This is a genomic window from Burkholderia sp. Tr-20390, from assembly GCF_017104595.1.
GTDB lineage: Bacteria > Pseudomonadota > Gammaproteobacteria > Burkholderiales > Burkholderiaceae > Burkholderia.
In genome coordinates this window covers 48,290-58,397 of the sequence record NZ_JAAGPC010000041.1, presented here as the reverse complement: position 1 = coordinate 58,397, position 10,108 = coordinate 48,290, and the positions used below count along the sequence as shown (strand labels likewise).

Annotated in this window: 8 protein-coding genes and 1 pseudogene; 7 read left to right on the top strand and 2 right to left on the bottom strand. The window is 67.9% G+C overall.

Features of this window, described 5'->3' with window-relative positions; translation table 11 throughout:
* Positions 1–316, bottom strand: a pseudogene (locus G3N98_RS14030) (hypothetical protein); the annotation flags it as partial.
* Positions 317–639: 323 nt separating this feature from the next.
* On the opposite strand from G3N98_RS14030, the gene G3N98_RS14025 reads away from it, so the two are divergent.
* The 5 genes from G3N98_RS14025 (at position 640) to G3N98_RS14005 (ending at position 6,164) form a co-directional block, all read left to right on the top strand.
* Positions 640–1,110: a universal stress protein gene (locus tag G3N98_RS14025; RefSeq protein WP_206148486.1), complete on the top strand. Its 471-nt coding sequence runs from the start codon at positions 640–642 to the stop codon at positions 1,108–1,110.
* A gap of 366 nt (positions 1,111–1,476) precedes the next feature.
* Positions 1,477–1,983, top strand: coding sequence for a cupin domain-containing protein (locus tag G3N98_RS14020; RefSeq protein WP_089474834.1), 507 nt, complete (start codon positions 1,477–1,479; stop codon positions 1,981–1,983).
* Between the two features lie 175 nt (positions 1,984–2,158).
* A complete protein-coding gene (locus tag G3N98_RS14015; RefSeq protein WP_041493311.1) occupies positions 2,159–3,184 on the top strand; it encodes a DedA family protein/thiosulfate sulfurtransferase GlpE in 1,026 nt (341 codons plus the stop codon).
* A 443-nt stretch (positions 3,185–3,627) separates the two neighbouring features.
* Positions 3,628–5,010, top strand: coding sequence for an amino acid permease (locus tag G3N98_RS14010; protein ID WP_089458175.1), 1,383 nt, complete (start codon positions 3,628–3,630; stop codon positions 5,008–5,010).
* A gap of 218 nt (positions 5,011–5,228) precedes the next feature.
* Positions 5,229–6,164 (top strand): universal stress protein, encoded by a 936-nt coding sequence (locus G3N98_RS14005; RefSeq protein ID WP_206148485.1) that lies wholly within the window; start codon positions 5,229–5,231, stop codon positions 6,162–6,164.
* Between the two features lie 554 nt (positions 6,165–6,718).
* Here G3N98_RS14005 and G3N98_RS14000 read toward each other — a convergent pair.
* Entirely contained in the window at positions 6,719–7,153 is a 435-nt protein-coding gene (locus tag G3N98_RS14000; protein WP_206148484.1) for a hypothetical protein, read from the bottom strand.
* Between the two features lie 524 nt (positions 7,154–7,677).
* Between G3N98_RS14000 and G3N98_RS13995 the strand changes: the two genes are divergently transcribed.
* Together G3N98_RS13995 and G3N98_RS13990 are read left to right on the top strand one after the other, a co-directional pair.
* Complete coding sequence (locus G3N98_RS13995) at positions 7,678–7,929, top strand: DUF3562 domain-containing protein (RefSeq protein WP_089427514.1); 252 nt, start codon at positions 7,678–7,680, stop codon at positions 7,927–7,929.
* 350 nt (positions 7,930–8,279) lie between these two features.
* Positions 8,280–10,079 carry a methyl-accepting chemotaxis protein gene (locus G3N98_RS13990; RefSeq protein ID WP_089474838.1) on the top strand — a complete coding sequence of 600 codons (1,800 nt, stop codon included), beginning with the start codon at positions 8,280–8,282 and terminating at the stop codon, positions 10,077–10,079.
* Positions 10,080–10,108 lie beyond the last annotated feature (29 nt).

The following is a 10,108-nucleotide window of genomic DNA, read 5'->3' as shown; positions in this document are numbered from 1 at the left end:
CGATCATCTCTGCATACCGGCGCCATTGTTCGGGCGTCATGCCCGGGACGAGGCTGAACGCGCCGCGCGCGCCTTCGAGCACGGCCGCGCCGGATTGCAGCTCGTGGCGGAGCATGGCCGTCACATGCGTCGTGCGGCGTTCGAAACGCGTATGGACAGCGCCTTGCCACTGCTCGCGCACGAGCAGCGCGACGCCGAGCGACAGCACGGCGCCGGCGCACAGTGCAACGACGCCAGCCGCGAGCGGCTGGCGTAACATGATCTGGAGGCGCGTGGGCCCTCGGGCGTCACGCGTCGGGGTTCCACTTGCGGTCATTCGATTGGCATTCTGTTGTCAGGGGCCGCGCCCTGGCACCGGGAGCGGCACAGCAAAACCGGGCAAAACTCGCACCGGCTGCACGCAACGTCTATTTTCAAGATGAAATTGTGCGCGATTTACACGTTTTATGTAATGGGGGCACTAGAAATTGCGGCAACCGGCGTGAAGCAGCGGGCGCGCCGGCCGCGCTTGACGCGCATCAACGGGCGCGCCGGCACGTGGGGCAGACTGTTCGGCAGACCACCCGGCACCGGGCCGAGTGGCGATAACGGGCCGCCGTCGCGCGACGCGCGACGCGTGCCCGGTCGGAGGGACGGACCATGTACAAGCGGATTTTCGTCGGGCTCGACGGCAGCCCGAGCGCGCGTCTCGCGCTGAACGAGGCGATCCGGATCGCGGCGGCGTCCGGCGGCGAAGTGACCTGCGCGTATGTCGTCGAGCACCGGCCGCAGCTCGTCGACGTCGATGCGGGCTTCGCTGCCGCGCGCGACGGCGATGCGGCCGCGACCGATGCCGCGACGCCGGTGCTCGACGATGCGAAGGCAGTGCTCGCGCAGGAGCATGTATCGGGCACCGTGCGCGCGCTCGACGCGTACGGCGAGGATGTCGCCACCGTGCTGATGCGCACGGCGGCCGAAGCCGATGCCGACCTGATCGTGATGGGCACGAGCGGGCGGCATGGCCTGCGCCGGCTGCTGCTCGGCAGCGTCGCCGAATCGCTGCTGCGCGCGGCCGACCGGCCCGTGCTGCTGGTGCGGCACAGCGAGCCCGGCACGTCGGCGGCTGCGTGACACACGCGGCGATGCACCGACGTTGACGCACGGGCGGTCGCGGGGGGGCGGGCGTCTCGCGCATTCGTCGGATGACGGCGTGATGAAACGGAAACGCCCGGCGCACGGCGTGTGAGCGCGGCTGTCGCTGCTCATCGGGCGCGCGAGGGCGGCACACCCGATGTCCCCCACGCGCGCAATCGCGTGCCGGCGGTTGCATCCCGACATGCAGTTCTGGCAGCATCGACCGGTGTCCGCTTGTTCGCCGTGCGCATGGCCGCGGCGATCGACGCAGCAGCATCCGGCGCTATGCGACCGCGTTCGCGATGAGCGAAGCGAGGCCGTGCGCCGGGTGCCCGGTTCCTTACTTCACCGACGTCATCCGCCATGCCGATCTCCGCTACCGACCTGATTCGCCAGTTCGACTTGCAGCCGCATCCCGAAGGCGGCTATTTCCGCGAAACCTACCGTGCGGCCGATTCGGTCGTGCGTCCGGCCGACGGTGCGCCACGCGCCGCGTCGACCGCGATCTACTACCTGTTGTGCGACGGCGCGTATTCGTCGTGGCACCGGATCCGCTCCGACGAAGTCTGGCACTTCTACGCGGGCGACCCGATCGAAGTGTGGGTGCTCGACGAGCGCGACGGGCTGACGATCCACCGCCTCGGCAACCCGCTCACGCATCCGGGCACCGTGTTCCAGGCGGTCGTGCGGGCCGGGAGCTGGTTCGGCGCGCGCTGCGCGTTGCCGGAGCATGTCGCGCTCGTCGGCTGCACGGTGGCGCCGGGCTTCGAGTTCGCGGAATTCGAACTGGCCGACGCGGCCGCGCTGGCCGCCGCGTTTCCCGACTACGCGGAACACGTCGGGCAGCTTGCCCAGCGCACCGACATGTGACTGTCACGGAAGGGCGCGAAGCCCGTGCCGATGGTGCGTGTTCCGCGCGGTCGCGGCCAAACCCGTTTAGAATGCCGTGATGCATCGGGTCGGCCGCGGGCGTGCCGCGGCGGCCGTTGCCCAGCGGTGCCGACGGCCCTCGTCGCACGGCTGCATGCCTTCCAGGAGCGCCGCCGTGTGGCACTTTCCCATCGCTATTCCATCGTCGCTCGGCCCGTGGGCCGTGTTCGCGAGCGTGTTGATCACGCAGCTCGGCGTGCCGGTGCCGGCCGTGCCGATGCTGATTCTCGGCGGCACGATGGCGGCAATGGGGCAGGCGTCCTGGGTCAGCATGTTCGCGGCGGCGATCGGCGCGACGATGCTGGCCGATTCGCTGTGGTTCTTCATGGGCCGCACCCGCGGCCGGCGCCTGCTGAACGGCCTCGTGCGCTTCTCGCTGTCGCTCGACACGACGCTGCGTTTCGCACGTAACGTATTCGAAAGATACGGCGCGCCGCTGCTGGTGCTGTCCAAATTCCTGCCGGGCCTCGGCCTGGTGTCCGCGCCGCTGCTCGGCACGACCGCGATCGGCGTCGGCGTGTTCCTGTTCTGGGACCTGGCCGGCGCATCGCTGTGGGCCGCGTTCTGGCTGGTCGGCGGCGCGGCCATTCACGACCAGATCGTCCAGTTCGTGCTGTGGGTGCGCGCGAGCGGGGGCACGATCCTCGATGCATTCCTCGCGATCTTCATCACGTTCCTGCTGTACCGCTGGGTGCGTCGCGTGCAGTTCCGCCGCTATCTCGCGCAGGTGCGCATCTCGCCGCCGCAGCTCGTCGAAATGATGACGTCGGACGAGCCGCCGCTGATCTTCGACGCGCGGCCGAAAGCGATCCGCGAACGCGAACCGTACCGGATCGCCGGCGCGGTGCCGGTCGATCTCGATTCGCCGGACCTGCTCGATCCTGAAATGCTGAAGCGGCCGATCGTCGTGTATTGCGTGTGCCCGAACGAGGCCACCGCGAAGCGCCTGATCGCGAAGATGCAGCGCAAGAAGATGATCCACAATATCCGCGCGCTGAAGGGCGGCCTCGATGCGTGGGAAAAGCACGGCTATCCGGTCGAGCCGATGCCGGCCGATCTCGATGCGTCGCGGTATTTCGTGCGGCCGGATCACGGTGCGATCGAAGGCGAATATACGGTGCGTGCGACGCTGTCGAAATAAATCCGAGCGCGGGAGTCGCGCGCATTCGAATTCCACTACCGGTTTCACGCCCCGCGATTTTTACGAAAATCGGCTGGCGTGAATCGGCTTATCCTCCCTATAATCCCGCCTGCATATTGCGTGCGCCTGATCGCGCACCTTCGACGCGTGTTCGTTCGCGCCGAAAGCGATTGATCCCGTCGCCGTCCGTCACGCGCACAGCCGCGTCGAACGGGCCGCGCGGGCGTATTCCGTGAAAGGCCCGATCCGTTTTCCGGATTGTTCCGGAACATACGGATAATCCGCGGCGATTCCCATCGGATTGACGCAATATCCGTGTCGTTTCTAATTTAGAAAACGCCAGCGGAGATTATTTCGTTTTCGGCATGCCGGGATCGGCATGAACGGTCGCGCATTGACATCGACAATGACGGCGGCTCGTTCACGGCTGCCAGGAGACGGACTTGAAACAACCAGAAGACCAGTTGCATCGCGGGCTGGAAGAGCGGCACATCAACCTGATGGCGCTCGGCGCGACGATCGGCGTCGGCCTGTTCCTCGGCTCGGCCAGCGCGATCCGCGTCGCCGGCCCGGCCATCCTGCTGACCTACCTGCTGGGCGGCATCGCGATTTTTCTGATCATGCGCGCGCTCGGCGAGATGGCGATCGCCAATCCCGTCGCCGGCGCGTTCAGCCGCTACGCACGCGACTACCTCGGGCCGCTCGCCGGCTACCTGACCGGCTGGACCTACTGGTTCGTGTGGATCGTCACCTGCATGGCGGAAATCACGGCGGTCGGCGTCTACATGCATATGTGGTTCCCCGGCGTGCCGAACTGGATCTGGGCGCTCGCGGCGCTCATGGCGATGGGCTCGGTGAACTTCATCGCGGTCAAGCTGTACGGGGAATTCGAGTTCTGGTTCGCGCTGATCAAGATCGTCACGATCGTGCTGATGATCATCGGCGGCGGGTTGATGATCGCGTTCGGCATCGGCAACGGTGGCGTCGCGATCGGCCTGTCGAACCTGTGGGCGCACGGCGGTTTCATGCCGAACGGCCTCAACGGCGTGGTCGCCGCGTTGCCGATCGTGATGTTCGCGTATCTCGGCGTAGAGATGCTCGGCCTCACCGCCGGCGAGGCGCGCAACCCGGAGAAGTCGCTGACGAAGGCCGTGAACTCGGTGTTCTGGCGCGTGCTGATTTTCTACATCGGTGCGCTGTTCGTGATCATGTCGCTGTACCCGTGGGACCAGATCGGCACCCAGGGCAGCCCGTTCGTGATGACGTTCTCGCGGCTCGGCATCCCGGCGGCGGCCGGCATCATCAACTTCGTCGTGCTGACCGCGGCGCTGTCGTCGTGCAACAGCGGCCTGTTCAGCACCGCGCGGATGCTCTACAACCTCGCGCAGCAGGGCCAGGCGCCGAGCAAGCTCGGCCAGGTCAATCGCAACGGCGTGCCGGTGTACGGCGTGATCGTGTCGGTCGCGCTGCTGCTGATCGGCGTGCTGCTCAACTATCTCGCGCCGCAGCACGTGTTCACGTGGCTCACGTCGGTGTCGACGTTCGGCGCGATCTGGACGTGGTGCGTGATCCTGATCGCGCAGATGCGCTTTCGCCGCACGCTGTCGGCCGACAAAATCGCGCGCCTGCCGATCCGCGTGCCGTTCTATCCGCTCGGTTCGTTCGTCGCGCTCGGCTTTCTCGTGCTGGTCGTCGTGCTCATGGCGTTCACGCCCGACACGCGCGTCGCGCTCGTGATCGGGCCGGTCTGGATCGTGCTGCTCGGCATCACGTATGCGCTGTTCTACGCGAACCGTCCGGCGGCATCGGTGCCTACCAAGTCGTAAGCAGCACGGGCAGGGGCCCGCGCGACCCTTGATCGCGATCATGCACGCGCGGGCCGGACGACCTATGCTGAACGAATCGATTGTCCGCGTTTCGCGTGGCAACCCGCCGATCCCCGTGACCGCCGCGACCGCGGCGGTGGCCCGGCCGCCGTGCGCCGCTTCCGCGCGAAGCTCCCGTCGTCGTTCCGCGACGACGCGCACGCACGGAGGCCTTCGCCATGCAGCCTGCCCAGTCCATCCCGACGCTTGCGCGGATCGCGCTGGCCGTCGATCCGACGCCCGAATCGCTGTCCGCCGCGCGCTATGCGCGCACGCTGCTGCGCCCCGGCATGCGATTGCGCATCGTCTGCGCCATCGACAACCCGCGCCTCGTGTTGCCCGACATCCCGCGCATCGACGCACTGCTGACGTCCGCGCGCGAGGACATGATGCGCGAGGCGCAAGCCATCAACGAACGGATCGCGGCAATGTTCGCCGGCAGCGGGATCGAGGTCGAGCAGGCCATCATCGATACGTCGCTGACGGGCGGCTCGGTGGCCGATGCATTGGTGAGCGATACGTCGGCATGGCGCGCGGACGTGCTGATGGTCGGCGCGAATCCGCATCACGGGCTGCTGCGGCTCGTCGAAGGCGCGATGTCGGACACGTTGACGACCCGCGTGCGCTGCGCGCTGCTGATCGTGCCGGCAGGCTACGTGCGGCCGTCGGACGGCGGCCTGCAGCGGCTGATGTTCGCGGTCGACGGCAGCGAGCCGTCGCTGCACGCGGTGCGCGTCGGGCTCGGCTTCGCGACGCCGACGACGTTGCTGTACGCGGCCTACGTGATCGATCGCGCGGTTCGTCTGACGGATATCGTGCCGGTGCGCGCGCTCGAGGATGCCTATCGCGCGGAGGGCGAGGATGCGCTCGCGAAGATCGGTCCGCTGTTCCATGCGACCGGGAACCCGAGCAAGCGCAGTGTCGTCGAAACCCGCCCGACCAGCGACGACGTGGCCCATGCGCTGATGCGCGACGCCGTGCACTGGCGTGCCGAACTGCTGGTGGTCGGCACGCATGGCAGGCGCGGCATCGCCGCCTGGCTGATCGGCAGCGTCGCGCGCCGCATTGCGCATCTCGCCCAGGTGCCGGTGCTGCTCGTGCGCGGTACCGAATAAAGCGCGCGGTGTCGCGATCGAAGCAGGCTTGGCTTGACCTGCATCAGAAACGGCGCGCCTCGCGCGTGAGACATTGTCGGAACAACCGGCAACACGGCCGGTCTGTCGTGCATGTACCGCGCAGCCACGCTGCAACACGCGTGTTGATGGCCGCGATCGACGGTGCATTCACAGCCGTGACATCAATTTCCGGAGCCGCGACGTGCGATGCACGGCGCGCCGTCCGACCGAGAACTCTCTGGCACGAGGGTAGGCAGCCACGGCTGCCTTGGAGGACGGACGGGGTGGAAGTCACCCCGTCCGCTTTCCGCGTTCGTGTTGTAGTTGGCCCCGTCTGAATTGCCTTCCCCGCAGGAATCGTCGTCATGGCGGCCGTGTCGAACGGCGCGTCATGACGCGTGATGGCGCGTGATGGCGCCGATGCGGATCGGTGAGGATCGCGGCAGGTGTGCCGCTCGCAGTAGTACAGGCGCGGCGTGCGTCAGGCGCTGCGACGTCGTGAGATGTTCAGCCGTTGCACGGCTCCCGTGCAGTGCAACGGCATGCCTGCATGTTCAGGTGAAGCGAAGCATCGACCGCAAGTCGTGCCGTCGGCCGGGAGCGCGGCGCACCCGCGGACGCTGATGCCCGACATGCAGCGGCGCGCACGCGCTGCACGTGCGGTTGCGCAGGCGGTTCGCGTGCGGCCAGCCGGGGCGCGCCTTGCGACGTGGCTCGGCATCGGCCGGCGCGTCGGGTGCGGCCCGCGCGCAGAGTGCCGCGGCGAACCGTTGCAACGCGAGCACCGAGCCCGCGACGCTCTGGTACTTTTCGCGGCCGATCTGCCCGTCGAGCGTGACGAGCAATCCGGCCTCGCGTGCCAGCGCAAGCAAGGTGTCGATATTGTCGGACGGAAGGTTGCCCGCCGACGCGGTCTGGGCGGGCAGGGCGCGCGCTTTGCCCGACGCGCGCCGCTGGCCGTCCCGGCCCGGTAAGTTGCGATGTGCCATGGTTGGTCTCCTGCGCCAGGCCCCGCATGCCGGCTCGACGGCCGGCTGAGCGATGACCCGTATGAACGTTTCGTCCATGTCACCAGTATCGTGTCGCGCCCGTGCGCTGCCAAGCAGCGCGCGCTGAAGTCGCTGTCAGGTAATGCGCGGCGCCTATAGGAATCCGCTGACACGCCGGCGCGTTCGTTCGGACGAATGGGGGCGCGCGGAGGGGATCGCTTGACGCATGATTTCGGCCGGTCTAACTTGGCCAGTGCATCGGCGTCGGGCGGCGTTCCATCGTCGGCCTGTGTCAGCCGGTGCCGCGCCCCGGGGTGGCGTGGCAGGGCTTCCAGTCTCGTTCGCGGGCAGTTTGCGCCGCGAATCTTGCGCGGCCGGTTCGGGGACGGATCGGCACGGCGGCACGCAACGTGCCGTTGATCGCGCACAAACATGCGCCGGCGCATCGCACGCCGCGCCGCCGTTCAGTCTTTAAGCTTCCGGTACCTTCTTCTTTTCGTTCCTCGACCGTCAGGAGTCCGTCGATGTCCAAGGACAGTTTGCTCGATTCACTCAAGGAAGCCGCCAAACAGCGCGCGATCGGTTCGGATCAGTTGCGTGCGATGCTCGACGACGAAGTGCGCGCGCTGTCGTCCGACGCGCGGGTGCACGACTACATCCACGTATTCGCGATCCGGCACCTGCGCGAACGGATGCGCCGGCAGGACGATCTCCACGACGACACGCGTGCCGATGCGCCCGCGGACGCCGATCCGCGTCCGAGCCATCGCCTGTGACGGGCGAGCGCCGCGGCTGATGCCGCGGACGTGACACGATCCGTGGCCGAGGGCAGGGCCAGGGCCGGATCCTGATCGACATTCATGAGTCGGTCGGCAGCAAACCGGCCCATTCCACCGCGCTTCTTGATCGCCGTGCCCGGGATCGACGGTGCCGTCGTCGCGTCCGCGGGCGGTGCGCGCACGGCACCGCGCAGCACGGTCATCCTGACGATTCGCTGACAACCGGTCTTGCGTTTTGTCATACGTTTCACTGAATTGTCACAGCGGCCTCAAGTAAGTGGCGCGATTGCCGTTTACCCGGTGAATTCGTCCACCGGGCGTTCGCGCTCCCTTACCGAGTCGTTGCCATGCTCTCGTCCATCCGCGCCCGCATCCTTGCCGCGTGCGTCGCCATCGTCGTATTCGCGCTGGTCGCCACCACGCTCATCAACTATTTCATCGCGCGCTCGTACAACGACGACGCGATCGACCGCAACCTGACCTCCGTCGCCAGCGGCCACGTGGTCGGGATCGCCGACTGGGTCGCCACCCGGAGCCGGATGATCGCGTCGCTGCAGGATGCCGCGCTGACACCCGATCCGTTGCCGGTGTTCAAGCAGATGGCCACCGCCGGCGGTTTCACGAACGTCTACGCGGGCTACGCCGACAAGGCGTTCCACTTCTCCGACCCGACCGGCATTCCGCCCGACTACGATCCGACCGGCCGCCCGTGGTACAAGCAGGCCGCGCAGGCCGGCAAGCCGGTCGTCACGCCGCCGTACGTCGACGCCGGCACCGGCAACCTCGTCGTCACGTTCGCGGTGCCGATCCTGCGTGACGGCGCGGTGAAGGGCGTCGTCGCAGCGGACGTCTCGATGGACACCGTGATCGCGAACGTGAAGTCGATCCGTCCGACGCCGGCGAGCTTCGGGATGTTGATCGACAGCAACGGCCACGTGGTTGCCCACCCGGATCCGAAGCTCACGCTGAAGCCGGTCGCCGACGTGTCGCCCGAACTCGGCGCGACGAACGGCGCGACGATCGCGGCCGCGGCCGCGCCCGTCGAAGTGACGGTCGGCGGCGACGCGAAGCTGGTGCGCGCGCGCCCCGTGCCGGGCACGGACTGGTACGCGCTGGTGCTGCTCGACAAGAACGAAGCGACGGCCGGGATGCGCTCGCTGCTGACCGCGTCGCTGATCACGCTGCTCGTGATCGTCGGCGTGGCGTCGCTGATCATCGGCGCGATCACCGCGACCGCGTTCCGTCGCCTGTCGCAAGTGCGCCAGGCCATGGCCGCGATCGGCTCGGGCGCCGGCGACCTGACGCAGCGCCTGCCGGCCGACGGTCGTGACGAAGTGGCCGACATCGCCCGCTCGTTCAACAGCTTCGTCGACAAGCTGAACGACGTGATGCGCCAGATCCGCGATGCGAGCGAATCGGTGCGCACGGCCGCGAACGAGATCGCGGCGGGCAACCAGGACCTGTCGTCGCGCACCGAATCGGCGGCGGCGAGCCTCGAGGAAACGGCCGCGTCGATGGAAGAAATCACCGCGACGGTGGGCCAATCGGCCGCCGCCGCCGGCCAGGCCGACGAACGCGCGGCGGCCGCGTCGCGGATCGCGTCGCACGGCGGCGTGGTCGTGTCGGACGTCGTCGCGACGATGGAGAAGATCGAGGAAGCCTCGGGCCGCATCGGCGACATCATCGGCGTGATCGACGGGATCGCGTTCCAGACCAACATCCTCGCGCTGAACGCGGCCGTCGAAGCGGCACGCGCGGGCGAGCAGGGCCGCGGCTTCGCGGTCGTCGCGCAGGAAGTGCGCAGCCTCGCGCAACGCAGCGCGCAGGCCGCGCGCGAAGTGAAGGTGCTGGTCGAATCGACGGTCGCGAGCGTGTCGGCCGGATCCGGGCAGGTGCGTCAGGCGGGCGACACGATGCGCGAGATCGTGTCCAACGTGTCGAACGTGACGACGATCATCTCCGAGATCACGCACGCGGCGAACGAGCAGACGCGCGGCATCCAGGAAGTGAATCGCGCGGTCACGCAGCTCGACGAAATGGTGCAGCAGAACGCGGCGCTCGTCGAACAGTCGACCGCCGCCGCGACCGCGCTGCAGTCGCAGGCGAACGCGCTGGCGACCACGGTCGGGCGGTTCAAGGTCGCTTGACGCAGCGCGTGGGAAAGACGGCCGCGCCG